This window comes from Streptomyces sp. NPDC026575 (assembly GCF_055567415.1).
In genome coordinates this window covers 92,340-114,771 of sequence record NZ_JBVHQM010000008.1, presented here as the reverse complement: position 1 = coordinate 114,771, position 22,432 = coordinate 92,340, and the positions used below count along the sequence as shown (strand labels likewise).

The following is a 22,432-nucleotide window of genomic DNA, read 5'->3' as shown; positions in this document are numbered from 1 at the left end:
GGACCCGGCTCCCACCCCACATTCGTGACCCAACCAACCGGACCCTGTCCGACGGAGCGTCCATGTATGCCAGACCTGCGGACCGCCATGGCCCCGCTTCCTCCGAGCCGCTCTCCGCAAGCGACCTGACCGGCCGTCTCCTGCGGCGCGCCGGCGAACTGCTGGACATCCCGGCGGCGTCGGTGGACCCCGACGCGCCCCTCTCCGACCTGGGGCTGACCTCCTTGCACGCGGTCGCGCTGAGCGAGGCGCTCGCGGAGTGGACCGGCCGCCATGTGCCCACCAGCGTGTTCTGGGAGACCCCCACCCTGGGAGGGGTCGTGGACCGGGTCCTCGACCGCGGTCGGCCCGTCGGGCGCCGGGAGCCGTCCGGGTCCACGGCGCAGGCCGGGCCGGCCGGCCGGGAGCCGGTGGCCATCATCGGTATCGGTTGCCGGCTGCCGGGCGCCTCGACACCCGAGCAGCTCTGGGAACTGCTGCTGGCCGGCCGGACGACCGCCGACGGGCTGGAGCTGCACACCTGCGACGGGACGCCCGCCCGGCTGGAAGGCTCCTTCCTCGACGATGTGGACTCCTTCGACGCGGCCTTCTTCGGGATCTCCCCGCGTGAGGCCGCCAGCATGGACCCGCAGCAGCGGCTGCTGCTCGAAACGGCCTGGGAGGCGCTGGAGGACGCGGGCCAGGTCCCGGCCGCGCTCTCCGGCAGCGCCACCGGTGTCTTCGTCGGGATCTCCGGATACGACCACGGGCGGCTGCACTTCGGCACCCCGGACGCCGATCTGCACATCGGCACCGGCAGCGCGCTGAGCATCGCGGCCAACCGGCTCTCGTACGCCTTCCACCTCACCGGCCCGAGCATGTCGGTGGACACCGCCTGCTCGTCGTCGCTGGTGGCGGTCCATCTCGCCTGCCGCAGCCTGTGGGAGGGCGAATCGGAGCTGGCCTTGGCGGCGGGGGTGAACGTCATCCTCGACGGGGCGGTCGGCGACGCCTTCGCCCGCGCCGGATTCCTCTCGCCCGACGGACGGTGCAAGACCTTCGACGCGGCCGCCGACGGCTACGGGCGGGGCGAGGGCTGCGCCGTGGTCGTCCTCAAGCCGCTGTCCCGCGCCCTGGCGGACGGCGACCCGGTCCACGCGGTCGTCAAGGGCACGGCGGTGAACCAGGACGGGCACAGCAACGGGCTGACCGCGCCCAGCGGCACGGCGCAGGAGGACCTGCTCACCGCGGCCTACCGCCGGGCCGGTGTGGCGCCCGCCGGCGTCGGCTACGTCGAGGCGCACGGCACCGGCACCGCGCTGGGCGACCCCATCGAGGCGCGGGCGATCGGCCGGGCGCTGGGCGGGTCGCGACGGGCCGGAGCGCCCCTGTACGTAGGCTCGGTCAAGAGCAACGTCGGACATCTGGAAGCGGCCGCCGGCATCACGGGGCTGGTGAAGGCGGCGCTGTGCGTCGGCCATCGCACGATCCCGCCCACCGCCGGCTATCGGACGCCCAACCCCGACATCGACTTCGGTGATCTCGGACTGCGGGTACCGGACGCGGCGGTGGCCTGGCCCGAGGGCTACGACGAGGCGATCGCCGGAGTGAGCTCCTTCGGTTTCGGCGGCACCAACGCGCACATCGTGCTCGGCGAGCCGCCCGCCACCGCCACGCCGTACGAGGGGGCCGACCAGGAGGAGCACGAGCCGGGTGGCGCGCTGCTGCTCCCCGTCTCGGGCACCGACCCGGCCGATGCCGGTCGGCAGGCCGACGGCTACCGACAGTTGCTGGACGCCGATCCCGCCCGGTGGGGTGCGCTGGTGCACACCGCCGGCGCCCGCCGCACCCAGCACCGCTTCCGCCGGGCGCTGGTGGCGGGCGACGCCCGGGAGGCCGGTGCGCTGCTGGCCGGCGTCGCGGCGGAGCCACCGGACCGGCCGGTCCCCTCGGGCCGCCCCGGCCCGATCGCCTTCGTCTTCTCCGGGCAGGGCAACCAATGGGCCGGCATGGGGCGCGAGTTGCTGCGCGACGAGCCGGTGGCCGCGGCGGTACTCGGCGAGTGCGACGGCATCCTGGAGAAGCTGACCGGATGGTCCCTGCTGGAGCGGCTCGCCTCCGACGAGGAGCCGGCCGCCGGGTACGACGACCCGGCCGTGCTCCAGCCGGTCCTGGTGTCCGTCCAACTCGCGGTGGCCCGCCTCCTGGAGAGCTGGGGCGTCGCGCCCCGGGCCTGCGTCGGCCACAGCCTCGGGGAGATCTCCGCGGCGGCCGCGACCGGTGCGCTGAGCACCGAGGAGGCGCTGTTCCTCGCCGTCACCCGCGGCGAGGTGATGCGCGAGGCGACCGGCACGGGCAGCACGGCGCTGCTCGGGCTGACCGCCGACGAGGTCCGCACCAGGATCGAGGCGCTGGGCGGCGCGGTCGACATCGCGGCGTGGAACGCCCCCCGCTCGACCCTGATCGCCGGCGACGGCCCGGCGGTGGAGCGCCTCGTCCGGCAAGCGGCGGCCGACGGTGCCTTCGCCCGCGTCCTGCCGGGCACCACGGCGTTCCACAGCCGCTTCGTCGAACCGCTGCACGACCGGCTCGCCGACCGGATGCGGGACCTGGCGCCCCAGGACGTCACCGCCGCCCTGGTCTCCACCGTGAGCGGACGCCCCGTCGACGGCGGCGCACTCGACGGCGCCTACTGGGGCCGCAACCTGCGCGAGCCCGTACGGTTCGCCCAGGCCGTACGGCACTTGACCGACGCGGGCTGCCGGACGTTCGTCGAGATCGGCGCGCACCCCACCCTCACCCCCGCCCTCCTGGAGACCGCCGCGGACGCCGGCGCCGACATCACGGCGGTGCCCACCCTGCGCCGCGGTGAGCCGTCGCGCACCGCTCTCCTGCACACCGCGGCCGCGCTGTACGAGTCGGGCACCGGGATCGACCTCGCCGCCGTCAACCACGGCGCGGCCGGTGTGCTCCGGCTTCCGGTGCGGCGGTGGAGCAGGCAGCGGTTCGGCGACCGGGCGCACCTGGCGGCCCGAATGGCCCGGGAGGTCTCCGCCGCGCCCGCCGGGCTGCTGGGCCGTCGGCTCAGCCCGGCGTCGGGCGATGTGCACTACTGGGAGGGCGCGCTGGCTCCGCACGCCCCGGGCCTCGCGGCGTGCCGGGCGGGCCGCTACCGCCTGGCGGGCGTCCCGCTGCACCTGCCGGACACCCTGGCGGCCGCGGCGCTCGACGCGACCGAAGCGCTCCTGCCCGGGCGGGAGTTCACCGTCGGTGTGCGGCCGGGGCCGGGGAGCGTCCGGGTGGCACAGGACGCCGGGACGCAGCTGGCGCTGCTGCCGGACGGCGCCGGAGCCCGCCTGACCCTGCACACCCGGGCGGAACGAGCCGCGGAGTGGCTCCCGTACGCCGAGGCGACCGCCGCCGAAGGACGCCCGGCCCTCGGCGCACCGCAGGGGGCCGTGGACGTGGCCGCGCTCCTCGGCCGGCTCCCGCGGCACACGCATGGCGCGGCGCTCCGTACGGCCCTCGCCACGAGCGGCTGGGACCTGCCCGAGCCCGAGCGGATCGACGCCGTGCACCACGGGCCGGAGGGGGCGCTGATCCGGCTGCGGGCCACCGCCCGGAGCCGGCACGCACTGCTCGACGCCGCCGTGCTGGCGGCGGTGGTGACCGCGCACCTGGCGGACCGGGGGCCGGCGGCCTGGGTACCGGCCCGGCTGGAGGGCGTCTTCGTTCCCGGTGCCGCGGACCAGCCAGCGCCCGTGTGGGCCCATGTCGTCCCGCTGGACGGCCAAAGCACCGATACGGCGGAGGAGTTGGCGCTCCGTGTGCGGCTGGTCGACGCCGAGGGGCGGGCGCTGTCGGAGATCGGGCGCCTCGCCCTGTCCCCGCTCACCGACGCCGAGACGGCCGCGGCGGCGGCGCTGCTCCATCAGGACGAGGCCGTGCTGGCCGTCGCCGCCGCCCCGCTCGACGACCTGGCGGCCGCGAGCCCTGAGGAGCGCGTCGGCCTGCTGACCGACTACCTGCGCGGGGAGACGGCCCGGGTGCTGCGCGCTCCCGCCTCCTCGATCGACGCCGCGATGCCCATGAACACCCTCGGGCTGGACTCGATCATGAGTCTGGAGCTGCACCGCAGGCTGGAGGCGGCGCTGGGCATCGAGGTCCCCGTCGTGCGCTTCCTGCGCGGCGCCACCACCGCGGACATCGCCGCCGAACTCGCCGCATCGCTCGGCTCCGGCCCCGAGCGGCCGGAGGACGACACCGGGGCTCCCCGCCACGCGGAACTGGAGGACCCCAGGGACATCGAACGGCTCCTGGCCGAACTGGACGACCTGCCCGAAGAGGAGGTGGATTCGCTGCTCCAGCGGCTCGCGCCGCAGGCAGCGGAACAGTCATGACGACCGAGCTCTCACAGGACCAGCGCCGCGAGGCCCTGCGCGCGCTGCTGCGCGACCGGGCCCGCCGCTCCGCCGAGCCGCAGCCCGCATCCCGGGGCCAGCGGGCTCTGTGGACCTTCGACCAGCTCCATCCGGGCAGTCCGGCCTACAATCTCAGCTTCGCCGCCCGGGTCGACGGCCCGTTGGACACCGGCGCGCTGCGCACCGCCCTTACGCAGATCGTCGACCATCATGCCGGTCTGCGGACCACGCTGGTGGAGTACGAGGGCGAGGTGCGCCAGCAGATCGCCCGCCACGGCACGCTGGAGTTCACCGAGACGGACCTGACGCACCGCTCGGCCGAGGAGGTCGACGCCGCGGTCACGGAGTTCTGCACGCTGCCCTTCGACCTGTCCCGCGGCCCGCTGCTGCGCGTCCGGACGATCCGCCACGCGGACGGGCCGCTCCTGCTGCTGTCGGCCCATCACATCGCCATGGACCTGTGGTCCTTCGGGCTGTTCATGGACGACCTGCAGCGCTGCTACCCGGCCGCGGTCGAGGGGCGTCCAGCCGAGCCGGCCCACCCCGGCCAGGGCTACCTCGACTACGTCCGCTGGCAGTCCGAGATGCTCGAAGGGGAGCGGGCCGCGGCCGACGCGGCGTACTGGGAGGAACGGCTCGCCGACGCCGTCCCGGTGCTGGACCTGCCGACCGACCGGCCCCGCCCGGCGGTGCCCGGCCACCTGGGATCCGTGCACACCTTCCGGCTGGGCTCCGAGGTGACCGCGCGGGTCACCGCCCTGGCGAAGGAGCACCGCACCACCCCGTACGTCGTGCTGCTGTCGGCCTTCAACCTGGTGATGCACCGTTGGACGGGACAGCGGGACATCTGCATCGGCTCGGTCTCCTCGGGGCGCAGCCGCGCCGCGTTCCAGGAGGTCCTGGGGTACTTCTCCAACCTCACCGTGCTGCGTACCCGGATCGGCCGGCGGCAGAGCTTCGGCGAGCTGGTCGACGAGGTGCGCGAGACCGCGCTGGGCGCGCTGGAGCACCAGGACCACCCCTTCCCGCTGCTCGCCGAGCGGCTCTCCGGCCTGCGCCGGTCCGGGGGTTCGCCGCTGTTCAACGTGGCCTTCTACTACGAGTCGGCCGCATGGTCCGCCCAGCGCGGCCTGTCGCTGTTCGGCACCGGATTCACCGATGCCCGGCTGCCGTTGGGCGATCTCACGCTGCGGCCCTACCCCCTCGCCGTGCAGGGGACGGAGCACGATCTGTCCCTGTTCGTCGAGGAGGTGGACGGCGAGCTGTGCTGCTCGCTGCGGTACGCCACCGACCTCTTCGAGAGGAGCACGGTGCGGCGGCTGGCCGACTCCTTCGCCGCCCTGACCGCCCAGTGCCTGGCCTCCCCGGACCGCGACCACGCCCTGCTGGACGCCGTCCCGGACGCCGACCAGCGGCTCCTGGCGGGGTGGAACCGCCTGGAGGACGGCGCCCGCAGCACCGGGCGCTGCGCCCACCACCTCGTACTGGAGCAGGCCGCCCGCACCCCTGACGCCCCGGCCGTCGTGCACGGCGGCAGCAGCCTCACCTACCGCCAACTGGTCGAGCGGGCCACGGACCTGGCGGCCGAGCTGCAGGCCCGGGGCGTCGGACCGGATGTACGCGTCGGCCTCAGCGCCGAGGGGTCCCTGGAGCTGGTCGTCGGCATGCTGGCGGTGCTGCTGGCCGGCGGCGCGTATGTGCCGCTCGACCCCGCCTACCCGCACGACCGCCTCACGTACATGCTGGAGAACTGCCGGGCGGCGCTGCTGCTGACCCTGCGCCGCCACGCCGGGCAGCTCCCGCCCACGGACCTGCCGGTCCTGTTCCTGGACGAGCTGCGCCCGGCGCCCGGGGGACGGCTCACCGGCCCGGAGCCCGCACCGGACGACCTGGCGTACGTGATCTACACCTCCGGCACCACCGGACGCCCCAAGGGCGCCATGATCACCCACCAGGGGCTGGTCAACCTCGACCTCGTCCACCGCGAGGCGCTGCCGCCGCAACCGGGCCGCCGGGTGCTGCAGTTCGCGTCGATCAGCTTCGACTACTTCACCTGGGAGTGGATGCTCGCGCTGACCACCGGCGGCTCCCTGCACGTGGCCTCGCGCGAGGAGCTGCGCCCCGGGCCCCCGCTGATCGACCTGGTGGCGCGGGAGCGGATCACCACGCTCAACCTGACCGCCGGGGTCCTGTCCACCCTCGACCCCGCCGACCTGCCGTCCGTCACCGAGGTCACCTCGGCCAGCGAGCCCTGCTCGGCCGCGCTGGTCGCGCGCTGGGCCCGGGACGGCCGGCGCATGGTCAACGCCTACGGGCCCACCGAGATCTCGGTCTTCTGCACCACCATGGCGCCGCTGGTCGACGACGGCAGCACCCCGCCGATCGGCCGCACCGTACCGGGCACCGAACTCCACGTCCTCGACGAGAACCTGCAGCCGGTGCCGGTCGGCGCGGTCGGCGAGCTGTACATCGGCGGCCTCGGCGTCGGCCGGGGCTACCAGAGTCGCCCCGACATCACCGCCGACCGCTTCGTTCCCGACCCCTTCGGCGCCCAGCCGGGCGGCCGGCTCTACCGCTCGGGTGACCGGGTGCGCTGGGACGAGCGCGGAGTGCTGCACTACCTGGGCCGCACGGACCACCAGGTGAAGATCCGGGGCGTGCGGATCGAGCCGAGCGAGATCGAGACGGTCCTCGCCGGCCATCCGGACGTGCGCCGTGCCGTGGTCCTGGCCCGGCCGTCCCGGACCGGAGACCTGCAGCTCGTCGGCTATGCGACCCTGCGCGAGGCGCCCCGGGGCCCGGTGGACGCCGCGGCGCTGCGGGCCCACCTCGCCGAGCGGCTGCCCGCCGCCATGGTCCCCGCCTTCCTCGTCGTACTGGAGCACTTCCCCCTCAACCCGAACGGAAAGCTGGACCGGGCCAAGCTCCCGGAGCCGGATCTGGAGCGGGCGGCGCAGACGCTGGCCGGCGGCGAGCCCCGTACGCCGCTGGAGCGGGACATCGCCGCCGTGTGGCGCGAGGTGCTGGGCGTCCAGCGGATCGGTGTCCTGGACAACTTCTTCGAACTGGGCGGGCATTCGCTGTTGGCGACCCGGGTGGGCACCCGGCTGCGCGACACGCTGGGGGTCGAACTCCCGCTCCGCGAACTGTTCGAGGCCCGCACCATCGAGGCGCTCGCCGCACGGGTGCAGGAGCACCGGGCCGGCCCGGAGGGGGCCTCGGCGGCGCCCATCGAGGTGGTGGCGCGCGATCCGCGGGGGATGCAGCTCTCCTTCGCCCAGCGCCGGCTGTGGTTCCTCGAACAACTGCAACCGGGCAACCCCGCCTACCACGTGGCCGGCGAACTCCACCTGGACGGCGAGCTGGACGTCACCGCGCTGGGCGCCGCCCTGACCGAGGTGGTGCGTCGGCACGAGGCGCTGCGCACGGTGTTCACCACCGTCGACGGCGAACCGCGCCAGGTGGTGGCCCCGGTCCCGGCCGATGTCCTGCCGCTGTGCGAACTCGCCGATCCCCAGCGGCTCGGCGAGCGCTCCGCCGCCTTCGCCGTCCGGCCGTTCGACCTGTCCGCCGCGCCCCTGCGGGCGGAGCTGGTCCGGCTCGGCGCCCGTCGGCACGTACTGCTGCTGGCGCTGCACCACATCGCCGCCGACGGCTGGTCGCTGCGCATCCTGCTGCGCGAACTGGCCGCGCTGTACACGGCGTTCGGTGCGGGTCGGCCGTCGCCGCTGCCGGAACCGGGCGTGCAGTACGCCGACTTCGCGGCCTGGCAGCGCGCCCGGCACCGCACCCCCGAAGGGGAGCGGTCGCTCGCGCACTGGCAGCAGCGGCTGGCCGGCGGCCCGCCCGCGCTGGAGCTGCCCACGGACTTCCCGCGCGGCGAACTCTCCGGCCGGACCGCCGAGCGCGCCGTGCAGCCGCTCGACGCCGACCTGACCGCGAAGCTCCACGAGCTGGCCACGCGGCACGCCGCCAGCCCGTCGATGGTGCTGCTCGGCGCCTTCCAGCTGGTGCTCTCCCGCTGGGCCGGGCAGCACGACGTGCTGGTGGGCATGCCGGTGGCCGGGCGGGTCCGCCGGGAGGTCGAGGACCTCGTCGGGCTCTTCGTCAACACCGTCGTCATCAGGAGCGACACCTCCGGCAACCCGACCTTCACCGCGCTCCTCGACCAGGTGCGCCGTGCGGCGCTGGATGCCGACGCCTATCAGGACGTGCCGTTCGAGGAGCTGGTGGAGCGTCTGGCACCGCAGCGCGACATGTCCCGCACCCCGGTGTTCCAGGTCCTGTTCAACATGCACAACCTGGACGACTTCGAGATCGACATCCCGGGGGTGCGCACACGGCTCGTCGAGGCGGAGGACACCACCTCCAAGTTCGACCTGACCCTGTACGCCAAGCCGCGCGACGGCCGCATCGACCTCGAACTGGTCTACTCCGCCGACCTCTTCGGGCCCGAGTCCATGCGGGCGCTGCTCGGTCAGCTCCACGGACTGCTGGTCCAGGTCGCACACGATCCGGACCGGCCGATCGACACGATCCGGTCCGACGCCGCACCGGCCGACGACGCTCCCGCGGCGCTGCCGACACTGCCCTGGACGAGCGGGGTGCACGAGAAGTTCGCCGAAGCGGCGCGCCGCCACCCGCAGGCCGCCGCGCTGCTCCACCCCGCGGGGCGGCTCGACTACGCGAGCCTGGATCGGGACTCGGCCGCGCTGGCCGACACGCTGCGGGCCGCCGGCATCGGGCCCGGCGACCGGGTGGCCGTGCACGGGGCGCGCTGCGCCGGGCTCGTCGTGGCCCTGCTGGGTGTGCTGCGCGCCGGGGCGGCCTTCGCGGTCCTCGACCGGGAGCACCCCGCCGCCCGCCGCACGGCGAGCGCCGAAGTGGTGGCCGCCCGGGGCTGGATCGAGGTCGGTGACGCTCCGGACGGGCCCGCGGCGCTCGGCGCCCGTCCGGAGGTCGTGCTCCGGGTCGGCGCGGACGGCACCGTGCCCGTAGCGGGCACGCCGGCGCCCGGTCCGCTCGGCGCCCCGACCGGGCCGGCGGACACCGCCTACCTCGCCTTCACCTCCGGCTCCACCGGCGTCCCCAAGGCCGTCGTCGGCCCGCACGGGCCGCTGGCGCACTTCGTGGACTGGTACACCACCACCTTCGGGATCGGGGCCCAGGACCGGTTCGCGCTCACCTCCGGGCTGAGCCACGACCCCCTGCTGCGGGACCTGTTCGTACCGCTGGCGGTCGGCGCCCCGGTCCATGTGCCCGGCCCCGAGGACCTGGCGGCCCCCGAGGCGCTCGCCTCCTGGCTGGCCGCCAACGACGTCACCGTGCTGCATCTGACCCCGCCGACCGCCCGCTTCCTCTCGGGGCTGCCGAAGGGCGCACTGCCGTCGCTGCGCTACGCCTTCTTCGGCGGCGACGTCCTCGGCGCACACGAGGTCCGGGTGATCCGGCGGCTCGCCCCCGGCGTCACGGTCGTCAACTTCTACGGCGCCACCGAGACCCCGCAGGCGCACGCGTACCACGTCGTCGGCGACGACCCCGTGGGCGATCAGCCCCTGGGCCGCGGTATCGACGGAAGCCGGCTGCTGGTGCTGCGCGGGGACGAGCCGGCCGCCGTCGGCGAACTCGGCGAGATCGCCGTCCGCAGCGCCCACCTGGCCGACGGCTACCTGGGCGATCGGGAGGCCACCGCCCGCGGCTTCACCACCGGCCGGCACACCGGCCCCGGCGAACGCCTCCACCGCACCGGCGACCTCGGCCGGCTGCGGCCCGATGGCACGGTGGTCTTCGCGGGCCGCGCCGACCGGCAGGTCAAGGTGCGCGGCTACCGCGTGGACCCGGCCGAGACCGAGGCCGTGCTGCGCACCCACCCGGGTGTCGCCGACGCACGGGTGCTGGCGGCCGCCGACTCCGCGGGCGAGACCGTGCTGCACGGCTACGTCAGGGGCCGCGGCAGCGGCGCGGACCTCGAAGCCCGCGCCGTGCGCGCCCACGCCGCCGAGCGGCTGCCGACCCACCTCGTCCCCGCGACCGTCACCGTCGTCGACGCCTTCCCCCTGACCCCCAACGGGAAGCTCGACGAGCGCGCCCTGCGCCGACTGCCGGCACACCAGGCGGCGGGCGGCGCACCGGCCGCCGCGGCCGCCTCCGATCTGGAGCACCGGCTGATCGAGCTGTGGCGCGGCCTGCTGGGCACCGAACAGGTCGGCCGGGCGGACAACTTCTTCGACCTCGGCGGGCACTCCCTGCTCGTCGTACGGCTGCAGGGGCTCCTCGCACGCGAGCTGGGCCGCACGCTGAGCGTCGTCGAACTCTTCCGCCACCCCACGGTCGCCGCCCTGGCCCGGGCGCTCGGCGACGACGCCCCGGACGGCGCGGCGCGGGCGGAGCGCGCGGCCGCCGACGCGGCGCACAGGAACGACCGGCGGGCGCAGCGCAGGCGCCGTCTGAGAGAGGAGCACACCGGTGGACACCACGCCTGACGACGGGCTCGACCGGATCGCGGTGGTCGGACTGGCCTGCCGGGTGCCCGGCGCCGACGACACCGAGCGGCTGTGGCAGAACCTGCTGGCCGGGCAGGAGTCGATCATCCGGCTCCCGGTCACCGGCGACGAGCCGGAGGGCTATGTGCCCGCCGCGGCACCGATCGAGGGCCCCGGCGACTTCGACGCGGAGTTCTTCGGGATGACGCCGCGCGAGGCGGAGCTGACCGACCCCCAGCACCGGCTGTTCCTCGAACACTGCTGGACGGCTCTGGAACACGCCGGTTGCGACCCGGCCCGCTACGACGGCCGGGTGGGCGTGTGGGGCGGCTGCGGCGTCAACAGCTATCTCGTCCTCAACGTGCTGCCCCAGTACCGGCGTTCGGACCTGCTGCGGGAGTACCCGGCCGCGCTGCTGCACGGCAACGACAAGGACTACCTGGCGACCCGTACGGCCTACCGGCTCGGGCTGACCGGCCCGGCCCTGTCGGTGCAGACCGCCTGCTCCACCTCGCTGGTGGCCGTCGCCCAGGCATGCCAGTCGCTGCTGGACTACCAGTGCGATCTGGCGCTGGCCGGTGGCGCGGCCCTGAAACTCCCCCAGGAGTGGGGGCATGTCCACGAGGAGGGCGGCATCCAGTCGGCCGACGGCCACTGCCGGCCGTTCGACGCGGACGCCGGCGGCACGGTGTTCGGCAGCGGCGTCGGGGTCGTGGCGCTCAAGCGGCTGGAGGACGCGCTGGCGGACGGGGACACGGTGCACGCCGTCGTCCTCGGCGCGGCGGTCAACAACGACGGGGCGCGCCGGGTCGGCTATGCGGCACCGAGCGTCGACGGTCAGGCCGAGGTGATCGCCGATGCCTACCGGGCCGCCGGGGTCAGCCCGGCCACGGTCGGCTACGTCGAGGCCCACGGCACCGGGACACCGGTCGGGGACCCCATCGAACTCGCCGCGCTGGACGAGGTGTTCGGCGCCGCCGGGGCGGCCGTGGGATCGGTGCTGGTGGGGTCGGTGAAGTCCAACCTCGGCCACCTCAACGCGGCCTCCGGGGTGGTCGGTCTGATCAAGGCGGTGCTCGCGGTCCGCCACGGCCAGGTGCCGCCGACCGTGCACTACCGGACCCGCAATCCGAGGACCGCGACCGACAGCCCGTTCACGGTCAACGACACCGCGCGGCCCTGGCCCCGCCGGGACGCACCGCGCCGAGCGGGCGTCAGCTCCTTCGGGGTGGGCGGGACCAACGTCCATGTCGTCCTGGAGGAGCCGCCGGCCCGCACCCCGAGCGGCGCCCGCCGGGTGCGCGCGCACCAGATCGTCCCGCTGTCGGCCCGCACCCCCGAGGCGCTGGAGCAGGCCAGGGACCGGCTGGTGGCCGCGCTGCGCGGGGACGCCCTGGGCGCCCTGCCCGATGTCGCCCACACCCTGCAGCGGGGCCGGCGGCACTTCGCCCACCGTATGGCCGTCGTCGGCGCCACCGGGACGGACGCGGCGGCGGCGCTGGGCGAGGCCGCCGGGCGCCGGGCCGCCGACCCGGCCCGGGTGGCCTTCCTCTTCCCCGGGCAGGGCAGCCAGTACAGCGGTATGGCCGCCGGGCTGCTGCAGACCGAGCCGGTCTTCGCCGCGGAGATCGACCGGTGCGCCCGGGTCCTGGATACGGAGACCGGCCGGGACCTGCGGCAGTTGCTGGCGCCCCCGGTGCCGGGGGCCGGGCCCGATCCGCTGACCTCGACCGAGCTGGCGCAGCCCGCGCTGTTCGCGGTCGAGTACGCCCTGGCCCGTACGGTGCGGGCGCTCGGCGTGGAGCCGGTCGGGATGCTCGGGCACAGCCTCGGCGAATGGGTGGCGGCCACGCTGGCCGGCGTGTTCTCGCTGAACGATGCCCTGCGGCTGGTGGCGGCGCGCGGTCGGCTGATGGCCGCGATGGCGCCGGGCGACATGCTGGCGGTGCAGCTGCCCGAGGACGAGGCCCGGGCGCTGGAGCGGCCCGGCCTGGTGCTGGCGGCGGTCAACGCCCCGCGCCAGTGCGTACTGTCCGGCACCTCGGAAGCGGTGGCGGCCGCGGCCGGCGAACTCGCCCGGCGGGGAGTGCCGACCCGGCTGCTTGCGACCTCGCACGCCTTCCACTCGCCCTCGCTCGACCCGATGCTCGCCCCGTTCGCCGCCCTCGTCGCCGAGGTGCCCCGGCACGCGCCCCGCACCCCCTTCGTGTCCGGGGTGAGCGGCACATGGATCACCGATGCCCAGGCGACCGACCCCGCCTACTGGGCCGAGCAGGCGCGCCGCCCGGTGCGCTGCGCCGACGGCCTGCGCACGCTCGCGGACGCCGGAGCGCCCGTGCTGCTGGAGGCCGGACCCGGCCGGGCGCTGGGCCGGTTCGCGGCGCAGGTGGCCGGGCCCGGCACGGTGGCGGTCGCCGCCGTCCGCGGGCCGCGGCAGGCCGGGCCGGACGACCGGATGCTGCTGAGCGCGGTGGCCCGGCTGTGGGAGCACGGCGTCGAGGTGGACTGGGCGGCGTTCGCCGCGCCCGAGGAGCGGCACACCGTCCCGCTGCCCACCTACCCCTTCCAGCGCCGGACGCACTGGGCCGGGGCGCCCGAGGACGACCGCCCGACGAAGGCCGCCGACGAGGCGGGCACCGGCGCCGCGCCGCCCGTCCCGGCCCACCGCGCCGGCGTCTCCCCGGAGGACGACGTCCTGGTCCGGACACGGCGGTTGTGGAGCGAACTGCTCGGCGTCGTGGACATCGCGCCCGGGGACGACTTCTTCGCCCTCGGCGGCGACTCCCTGCTCGCCACCCGCCTGGCCTCGCGCATGCACCGCGCCTTCGGCGTCCGGCCGCCCCTGGACGAGCTCCTCGACGAGCCGTCCCTGGAGCGGATGGCCAAGCTCGTCACGGCCCACGGCGGCGCGCTCGACCACGCCTCAACGGACCCCACGGAGAAGCGATGACACCGTCACCCACCGGCCCCCTCTCCTTCTCCCAGGAGCGGGTCTGGTTCCTCGAACAGCTCACCCCCGGCACCGCGCGGCAGAACATCCCCCTGGCCGTGCGGCTGACCGGCCGGCTGGATGTGGCCGCGCTGACCGAGGCGCTGCGCGGCGTCGTGCGCCGCCATGACGTGCTGCGCTCGTCGGTCACCGTCGTGGACGGCGTCCCGGTCCAGCGCGTCGAGGACCCCGGGCCGCTCGCCGTGCCGCTCACCGACCTGCGCGGCGGTGACCCCGCGCGGACGGAGGCGGCCGCCGGGGACTGGCTGCGCCGGCAGACGCAGACGCCCCTCCCCCTCGACCGGGCTCCCCTGCTGCGGGCCGCGCTGGCGCGGGTGGCCGAGGACGAGCACCTGCTCGCCGTGACGGTGCATCACCTGGCCTTCGACGGCTGGTCGGTCGGGGTGCTGATGCGGGAACTGGGCGACCGCTACACCGCCCACACCTCCGGGCGCGACCCCGAGCTGCCCGAACTCCCGCTGAACTACGCGGACTTCGCCGTCCGCCAACGCGCCGCGTTCGACGCCGGCGAGATGGCCGGCGATCTGGCGTACTGGCGGGACGAGCTGGCCGGCGAGCTGCCCGTGCTGGAGCTGCCCACCGACCGCACCCGCCCGGAGACTCCCGCCTACCGGGGCGCGACCGTCAGCCGGGCGCTGCCCCAGGACACCACCGAGGCGCTGACGGAGCTGGTCCGCGCCCATGGCGTGACGCCGTACATGGTGCTGCTCGCCGGGTACGCCGCGCTGCTCGGCCGCTGGAGCGGCCGGCCCTCCGTGGTCGTCGGCAGCCCCATCGCCGGCCGTACCGACGAGGACCTGGAGGACCTGGTCGGGTTCTTCGTCAACACCATGGCGGTGCGCCTGGACCTGTCCGGCGACCCGGGCTTCGACGCACTGCTGCGCCAGGTGCGCAAGAAGGCGCTGGGGGCCTACGCCCACCAGGGCGTGCCCTTCGAGAAGATCGTCGAGGAGCTCGCCCCCGACCGGGAGAACAGCCGCGCACCGGTCTTCCAGACCCTGTTCGTGCTGCAGAACGCCCCGCTGGAGGGGCTGCGGCTGCCAGGACTGGCGGTCTCGCCGCTCCAGGTGCACAACGGCACCGCCGGTTTCGACCTGCAGATGTCGGTCAGTCGGCTGCCCCAGGGCCTGACCGTGACGCTGGAGTACGACACCGCGCTCTTCGACGAGGCCACCGCCGTCCGGCTGCTGGAGCAGTACGAGACGCTGCTGCGGGGCGCGGCCGCGGACCCCCGCACACCGGTCTCCCGGCTTCCGCTCCTGGACGCCGACGAGGCCGAGCGGCTGCTGGCGCTGGGCCGGGGCGGCCAGGACTTCCCGGTGCGCGGCAGCCTGCACCAAGGCTTCGCGGAGCAGGCCGCCCGCCGACCCGACGCCACCGCGCTCACCTGCGGAGACCGCCATCTCAGCTACGCCGAGCTGAACGCCGCCGCGGAGGAACTCGCCCTTCGGCTGGCCGAGTTGGGCATCGGCGGCGAAAGCCTGGTCGGCCTCTATCTGGACCGCGGCTTCGACACCGTCATCAGTATCCTCGCCGTGCTCAAGGCGGGGGCCGCCTACGTCCCCATGGACCCGGCCTACCCCGGCCCCCGCGTGGCCCGCATCCTCGCCGACGCCCGCCCGCCCGTCCTCGTCGTCCACGAGCGGCTGCGCGGCCGGCTGCCGGAGTTCGACGGGCACCTGCTGGTGCTCGACGGCATCGACCGGCCCGCCGCCCGTCCCGCACCGCCCGCGCCGGCCGCGCGCCCCGGGTGCCCGGACAACGCGGCGTACGTCATCTACACCTCCGGGTCGACCGGCACGCCCAAGGGCGTGCAGATCACCCACGCCAACGTGCTGCGGCTCTTCGCGGCGACCCGCTCCCGCTACCGCTTCGACCACCGCGACGTGTGGCCGCTGTTCCACTCCTACGCCTTCGACGTGTCCGTGTGGGAGCTGTGGGGGGCGCTGCTGCACGGCGGGCGGCTGGTCATCGTGCCGGACGAGACGGCCCGCGACGCCGAGGCATACCGCGAACTGGTGCGTGCCGAGGGCGTCACCGTCCTCAACCAGACCCCGTCGGCGTTCGTGCACTTCTCGGCCGCCGACGCCCTGCGCGACCCGGCCGAACTCGCCCTGCGCCTGGTCGTCTTCGCCGGTGAGGCACTGGAGCCGGGCAGCCTGAAGGGCTGGTTCGCCCGGCACGGCGACCGGATGCCGCGGCTGGTCAACATGTACGGGATCACCGAGACCACGGTGCACGTCACCCTCCGGGAGATGACGCTGGACGACGTCACCATGGCCCGGCGCAGCCCCATCGGACGCCCCATGCCGGACCTGGACATGTACGTCCTGGACGGGCAGCTCCAGCCGGTGCCCACCGGAACGACCGGCGAGCTGTATGTGGGCGGCCCGGGGCTGGCCAGGTGCTACTTCGGCGCGCCCGCCCTGACCGCCGACCGGTTCGTACCGGACCCGTTCGGCCGCACCCCCGGCGCACGGCTGTACCGCAGCGGCGACCTGGCGCGGATCACCCCCGACGGCGAGATCGAGTATCTGGGCCGCTCCGACCACCAGATCAAGGTCCGCGGCTACCGCGTCGAGGCCGGCGAGATCGAGGCCCGGTTGCTCGACCACCCCGCCGTCGACTCCGCGGTCGTGGTGCCCCGGCCGGACCCGGGCGGCGATCTGCGGCTGATCGCGTACGTGACCGGGGGCGGTGCCCCGGTGTCCGGCGACGAGCTGCGGGCCCTGCTGGAGGAGCGGCTCCCCGGCTACATGGTGCCCTGGCGGGTGGTGGTCCTCGACGCGCTGCCGCTGACCGTCAACGGCAAGGTGGACCGCGCCGCGCTGCCGGCCCCCGACAGCGTCCGCCCGGCCGTGGCCGCCGCGTACGCGGAGCCGCGCGACGACATGGAGCGGGCGGTGGCCGCGGCCGTCGCCGCGGTGCTGCGGCTGGACCGGGTGGGCCGGTCGGACAACTTCTTCGAGCTGGGCGGGCACTCGCTGCTGGCCACCCGGCTGGTCTTCCGGCTGCGCGCCGAGCTGGGCACCGAACTGCCCCTGCGCGCCCTGTTCGAGGTGCCCACGGTCGAGGGCATCGCCGCGGCCGTCCGTGCGGCGCAGGAGCACGACGGCGAGAGGCCCGCACACACCGTCCGCGACCTGGCCGCGGACGCCGTACTGCCCGCCGGCCTGGCCGGGTTCGACGCCCCCGCGCCCCATCTGCTCGCCAAGCCCGCCCATGTGCTGCTCACCGGCGCCACCGGATTCCTCGGCGCGTTCCTCCTGCGCGAACTGCTGCGCACCACGGACGCGGACGTCCACTGCCTGGTGCGCGCCGGGGACGAGGCGCAGGCCCGGCGGCGGCTGGCGGAGACCGCCCGCCGCTACGGCCTCGGCGACCCGGGCGCAGAGAGCCGGGTGGTACCGCTCGCCGGCGACCTCGCGGCCCCCGGTCTGGGCCTGGCGCCGCGGGAACTCGACCGGCTCGCGGACACCGTGGACGCGATCTACCACTGCGGCGCCGACGTCAACCTCGTCTACCCGTACGAGCAGCTCAAGGCGGCCAACGTGGACGGCACCGCGGAGCTGGTGCGGCTGGCCGGCCGCACCCGGCGCGCGCCGCTGCACTACGTCTCGACCGTCGGGGTCTTCGGCGCCGTGCCCGCACACGGCGGGCCGGTCCGGGAGACCGATCCGCCCGGCCCCGCCGACCGGTTGCGCCAGGGCTACACGCAGAGCAAGTGGGTCGGCGAGCAGATCGTGTGGCGGGCCGCCGCGGCCGGGTTGCCGGTGACCGTGCACCGCCCGAGCCGTATCGCCGGCGACAGCCGCAGCGGCGCCTGCCAGACCGACGACTACCTGTGGCGGGTGGTCAAGGGCTGCGTCCAGGCGGGTGCCCACCCCGACGACGTGCGGGTGCTCACCGATCTGGTGCCGGTCGACCACGTCGGGGCCGCGATCGTCGCGCTGTCCCACGACCCCAGGGCGCTGGGCCGGGCACACCACCTGGTCAACCCGCGCCCGGTGCCGCTGAGCGAGGTGCTGGACCACGTCCGCGCCTTCGGCTACGAGCTGACCGGTCTCCCCTTCGCGCGCTGGGCGCGGACCGTCGCCGCGGACCCGGACAACGCGGCCTACCCCCTGCTGGGCGTGCTGGAGTCGAGCACCGAGGCCGCCGGGGAACTGCGCTTCGCGCAGGACGAGACGGCCGCGCTGCTCGAACCATCCGCTCTCCGGTGCGCCGCCCTCGACGCGGAGCTGCTGCACCGCTATCTGAGCCATTTCGTCGACACCGGGTTCCTGCCGGCCCCGGTCCACCACCACCACGACACCACGAGGAACCACTCATGACCACAGCGACCCGCTCCTCCTACTACAGCGCCGGTGAGCACCCCCACCCCGAGTACGAACTGGAGCGACTGCGCGCCCAGGCCCTGATGTTCTGGCCCAAGGAGCTGCGCATCCTCCACCAGCTGGGGCTGCGCCCCGACATGGACGTGCTCGACGCCGGCTGCGGCCCCGGCTTCATCACCGAGGCGCTGCTGGAGAGCCTGCCCGAGGGCACCGTGACCGGACTCGAACTCGACGAGGCCCTGCTCGCGCAGGCACGCGGCCGCCTGGTGCCCGAGGGCAACCGCCGGCTGCGCCTGCTCCAGGGGTCCATCACCGAAGCCCCGCTGCCGGACGGCCGGTTCGACCTGGCGCTGGCCCGGCTCGTGCTCCAGCACATCGCCGAGCCCGCCCGCGCCCTGAGCGAGCTGGGCCGCCTGCTGCGCCCCGGCGGCCGCCTCGTGGTGGCCGACGCCGACGACGCCCTGTGGGGCAGCATCCACCCCGGCATCCCCGGACTCGCCGGCGTCATGGAGCTGCGGCGGCAGCACCAGGCGCAGCGCGGCGGCAACCGCTACGTCGGGCGCGCCGTGCCCGCCATGATGCGCGCCGCCGGGTTCACCGACATCACGGTCGAGGCCGTGGCCGTCACCAGTGACGAGCTGGGCATGGACGCCCTCGCCGGTCAGCTGGACGTACGGGCCCGCACCGCCCTGATGGTCAAGGAGGGCGTGATCTCCGAGGAGCAGGTGGCCCGCACCGAGGCCGAGGTCCAGGAGTTCCTGGCCGACCCCGCCTCCTCCTTCATGCTGCTGATGTTCCTCTACAGCGGCGTCAAGCAGGACGGTGAGCACCGATGAGCGCCGGCGGCGCCGCGACCGCGTGGGCGGTCGTGGTCAACCACGAGGAGCAGTACTCGGTGTGGCCCGGCGACCGGCCGGCTCCGGCGGGCTGGCGTGAGGAGAGCCGCCACACCACCCGCGAGCAGTGCCTGGAGCACATCGCCCAGGTGTGGACCGATATGCGGCCGCTGAGCCTGCGCAGCCGAACGGAGGGGCCGGCATGACCGACGGCACCGAGGCCCGGCCCGAAGGGGGAGACGTGGACGAGATCCGGCACTTCGCCCCGAGCACGCTGGTGGAGGCGCTGCGCACCCGCAGCGGCAAGCAGCCCCACAGGGTGGCGTACACCTTCCTGCACAACGGTGAGGAGATCGGCGAGGAGCTGACCTACCAGGAGCTGGACGCGGCCGCCCGGGCGCGTGCGGTCGCGCTGGAGAACGCCGGTCTGGCCGGCCGCAACGCGGTGCTCCTGCACGCGCCGGGCCTGGAGTTCGTCAGGGCGTTCGCCGGCTGCCTCTACGCCGGGACGGCCGGGGCACCGCTCCAAGTACCGCACAACGCCGCGGGGGTGGAGCGGCTGCTGCGGGTCGTCCAGGACACCGGTTCCCCGGTCGTGCTCACGGACACCGAGACCCGCGACGACCTCCTCGACCGGTTCGGCGACGCCCCGGGGCTGGCGGAGCTGACCTGGCTCACCACGGACACCGTGGACGCCGGCGCGGCCGAGCAGTGGGTCGATCCGGAGCTGGACCCCGAGCACACCGCCCTGCTCCAGTACACCTCCGGCTCCACCGGCCATCCCAAGGGCGTGATGGTCTCGCACCGCAACTTCTGTGTGCAGGCCGCCGAGAACCAGGAGGTCTGGCACGTCAGCGAGGACGACATCGGCGTCTCATGGCTGCCCACGTTCCACGACATGGGGCTGATGTACGGCGTGGTCATGCCGCTGTGGCGCGGTATGCGGGTCTACCTGATGGCGCCGCAGGCGTTCGTGCGGCGGCCCCGCCGCTGGCTGGAGGCGATCAGCCGCTACCGCGGCACGCTGTCGGCGGGCCCCAACTTCGCCTACGACATGTGCAGTCGGGTGGCCGAGGCCGAGGGGTGCGACGGGTTGGACCTGTCGTCCTGGCGGATGGCGGTCTGCGGGGCCGAGCCGGTGCGGATGCCGAGCATGGAGCGCTTCGCCCAGGCGCATGCCCCCGCCGGGTTCGCCCACCGGGCGCTGGCGCCCGGCTACGGGCTGGCCGAGAACACGCTGAAGGTGTCCGCGACCCCCGCCGACCGGGACTACCGCACGCTGTGGATCTCCGACAGCGCCCTCGCCGCGGGGCGTGCCGAGCCGGTCGGGGCGGACGCGCCCGGAGCCGTACCGGTCGTCTGCAACGGCCCCCACCAGACCGGCACGACCGTACGCATCGTCGACCCGGTCACCCGCCGCGCCCGCCGGGAGGGCGAGATCGGTGAGATCTGGGTGCAGGGCGGCAGCGTGGCCAAGGGGTACTGGCGGCGGCCCGCGGAGACCCGGGAGACCTTCCGGGCCAGGATCGCGGACGAGGACTCCGGGGAGTTCCTGCGCACCGGCGACCTCGGGTTCGTGCACGAGGGCGAGCTGTACCCGACCGGCCGCTGGAAGGACCTGATCATCGTCGACGGCCGCAATCTGTACCCGCAGGACATCGAGCTGACGGTGGAGAGGTCCCACCCGGCGCTGCACCCCGCCTGCGCCGCGGCCTTCCCGATCGAGCGGGACGGGCGGGAGCAGCTGGTGGTGCTCGTCGAGACCAATCCCCAGGCGGCCGCCTCCGGGGACGACCTTCCCGCCCGGGTGGGTGCCGCCGTCGGCCGGCGCCATGAGGTGCTGCCGGCCGAGGTGGTGCTGGTCCGCCGCCGCAGTCTGCCCAAGACCACCAGCGGCAAGATCCAGCGCCGGGCGTGCAAGCAGAGCTACCTGGACGGCACGCTCCAGTACGCCCGGCACGACGATCGCGGCGGCGAGGGCGGACCCCATGGATCCTGACTCCTTCGACACCCGCGGACAGGTGTTCCGCTGCTGGTCCGCACAGGGCGAGCGCCCCCCGATGACCGTGGCCGGCGCCCAGGGCAGCTGGTTCTGGGACCGCGAGGGCAACCGCTATCTCGATCTGGCGTCCCAGCTGGTCAATGTGAACCTGGGGCATCAGCACCCGCGCCTGCTGGCGGCCATCGCCGAACAGGCCGGGCGGCTGTGCACCATCGGTCCGCACTTCTCCGACGACACCCGCGACCGGCTGGCCCAGCTGATCGCCGAGCGCGCCCCCGGCGACCTGGACCGGGTCTTCTTCACCAACGGCGGCACCGAGGCCAATGAACACGCCGTCCGGATGGCCAAGTCGGCCACCGGCCGGTCCAAGGTGCTCACCGCCTACCGCTCGTACCACGGAGCGACCGCCGGATCGAGCACGCTCACCGGGGACCCGCGCCGCTGGCCCAACGAGCCGGGCCTGCCGGGAGTGGTGCACTTCTTCGGGCCGTACGCCTACCGCACGGCCTTCCACGCACAGGACGAACGGCAGGAGTGCGAGCGGGCGCTGGCCCACCTGGAGGAGGTGCTGTGCCTGGAGGGCCCGCACACCGTCGCCGCCGTGCTGCTGGAGACGGTGGTCGGCACGAACGGCGTACTGGTTCCGCCGGACGGCTACCTCCAGGGCGTACGTGAACTGTGCGACCGCTATGGCGCGTTGCTCATCTGCGACGAGGTCATGGTCGGCTTCGGCCGCATCGGCGAGTGGTTCGCCGTCGACGCCTGGGGCGTCACCCCCGACCTGATCACCTTCGCCAAGGGCGTCAACTCCGGATATGTGCCCCTGGGCGGGGTCATCGTCTCCGAGCGGGTGGCGGCCGCGTTCGAGGACCGGGTCTACCCCGGGGGCCTGACCTACTCCGGGCACCCGCTGGCCTGTGCGCCGGGCATCGCCACCATCGAGGTGTTCGAGGAGACCGGCGTACTGGAGCATGTGCGGCGCCTGGGCCGGGAGGTGATGGCGCCGGGACTTGCGAAGCTCGCCGAGAAGCACCCGAGCGTCGGCGAGGTGCGCGGCCGCGGCCTGTTCTGGGCGATCGAGCTGGTCCGCGACCGCGCGAGCCGGACGCCCCTGGTGCCCTTCAACGCCTCCGGCGCACAGAACGAGCCGATGACCAGGGTCATGAACTCCTGCGTCGCCGAGGGCGCCTGGCCGATATGCCACATGAACCGCATCCACCTCGCACCGCCGCTGGTGGTCACCGAGGAGGAGCTGCGCTGGGGGCTCGACGCCGTCGACGCCGCCCTGGACACCGCCGACGCCTACGTCACGGGGTGAGGGCCGGTCCGGCCGTGCCACCCGGCCGGACCGCCGCCGCCCGCCTG

The 22,432-nt window shown here is 74.8% G+C and carries 8 protein-coding genes; all 8 read left to right on the top strand.

Features of this window, described 5'->3' with window-relative positions; all coding sequences use genetic code 11:
• Nucleotides 1–62: 62 nt before the first annotated feature.
• From ACZ4NB_RS13310 to ACZ4NB_RS13275, 8 genes are read left to right on the top strand one after another with little or no spacing between them, the layout of a single operon-like run.
• A complete protein-coding gene (locus ACZ4NB_RS13310; RefSeq protein ID WP_467660967.1) occupies nucleotides 63–4,379 on the top strand; it encodes a type I polyketide synthase in 4,317 nt (1,438 codons plus the stop codon).
• The gene (locus tag ACZ4NB_RS13305) at nucleotides 4,376–10,882 is read left to right on the top strand and encodes an amino acid adenylation domain-containing protein (protein ID WP_467660965.1); all 6,507 of its coding nucleotides are present in this window, start codon (nucleotides 4,376–4,378) and stop codon (nucleotides 10,880–10,882) included. The genes ACZ4NB_RS13310 and ACZ4NB_RS13305 overlap by 4 nt, the downstream gene beginning before the upstream one ends.
• Entirely contained in the window at nucleotides 10,866–13,832 is a 2,967-nt protein-coding gene (locus ACZ4NB_RS13300; protein ID WP_467660963.1) for a type I polyketide synthase, read from the top strand. The genes ACZ4NB_RS13305 and ACZ4NB_RS13300 overlap by 17 nt, the downstream gene beginning before the upstream one ends.
• A complete protein-coding gene (locus ACZ4NB_RS13295; protein ID WP_467660961.1) occupies nucleotides 13,829–18,226 on the top strand; it encodes a non-ribosomal peptide synthetase in 4,398 nt (1,465 codons plus the stop codon). Before ACZ4NB_RS13300 ends, ACZ4NB_RS13295 begins: the two co-directional genes overlap by 4 nt.
• A complete protein-coding gene (locus ACZ4NB_RS13290; RefSeq protein ID WP_467660959.1) occupies nucleotides 18,223–19,065 on the top strand; it encodes a methyltransferase domain-containing protein in 843 nt (280 codons plus the stop codon). The genes ACZ4NB_RS13295 and ACZ4NB_RS13290 overlap by 4 nt, the downstream gene beginning before the upstream one ends.
• Complete coding sequence (locus ACZ4NB_RS13285) at nucleotides 19,062–19,271, top strand: MbtH family protein (RefSeq protein ID WP_467660957.1); 210 nt, start codon at nucleotides 19,062–19,064, stop codon at nucleotides 19,269–19,271. The genes ACZ4NB_RS13290 and ACZ4NB_RS13285 overlap by 4 nt, the downstream gene beginning before the upstream one ends.
• Nucleotides 19,268–21,064 (top strand): fatty acyl-AMP ligase, encoded by a 1,797-nt coding sequence (locus ACZ4NB_RS13280; protein ID WP_467660955.1) that lies wholly within the window; start codon nucleotides 19,268–19,270, stop codon nucleotides 21,062–21,064. Before ACZ4NB_RS13285 ends, ACZ4NB_RS13280 begins: the two co-directional genes overlap by 4 nt.
• Nucleotides 21,054–22,385 (top strand): aminotransferase class III-fold pyridoxal phosphate-dependent enzyme, encoded by a 1,332-nt coding sequence (locus ACZ4NB_RS13275; RefSeq protein WP_467660953.1) that lies wholly within the window; start codon nucleotides 21,054–21,056, stop codon nucleotides 22,383–22,385. Before ACZ4NB_RS13280 ends, ACZ4NB_RS13275 begins: the two co-directional genes overlap by 11 nt.
• The last annotated feature ends 47 nt before the right edge of the window (nucleotides 22,386–22,432 follow it).

Coding starts and splice junctions, on each gene's coding strand:
- ACZ4NB_RS13280 (WP_467660955.1), top strand. CDS start 19,268: ATGACCGACGGCACCGAGGCCCGGCCCGAAGGGGGAGACGTGGACGAG.
- ACZ4NB_RS13275 (WP_467660953.1), top strand. CDS start 21,054: ATGGATCCTGACTCCTTCGACACCCGCGGACAGGTGTTCCGCTGCTGG.
- ACZ4NB_RS13305 (WP_467660965.1), top strand. CDS start 4,376: ATGACGACCGAGCTCTCACAGGACCAGCGCCGCGAGGCCCTGCGCGCG.
- ACZ4NB_RS13285 (WP_467660957.1), top strand. CDS start 19,062: ATGAGCGCCGGCGGCGCCGCGACCGCGTGGGCGGTCGTGGTCAACCAC.
- ACZ4NB_RS13310 (WP_467660967.1), top strand. CDS start 63: ATGTATGCCAGACCTGCGGACCGCCATGGCCCCGCTTCCTCCGAGCCG.
- ACZ4NB_RS13290 (WP_467660959.1), top strand. CDS start 18,223: ATGACCACAGCGACCCGCTCCTCCTACTACAGCGCCGGTGAGCACCCC.
- ACZ4NB_RS13295 (WP_467660961.1), top strand. CDS start 13,829: ATGACACCGTCACCCACCGGCCCCCTCTCCTTCTCCCAGGAGCGGGTC.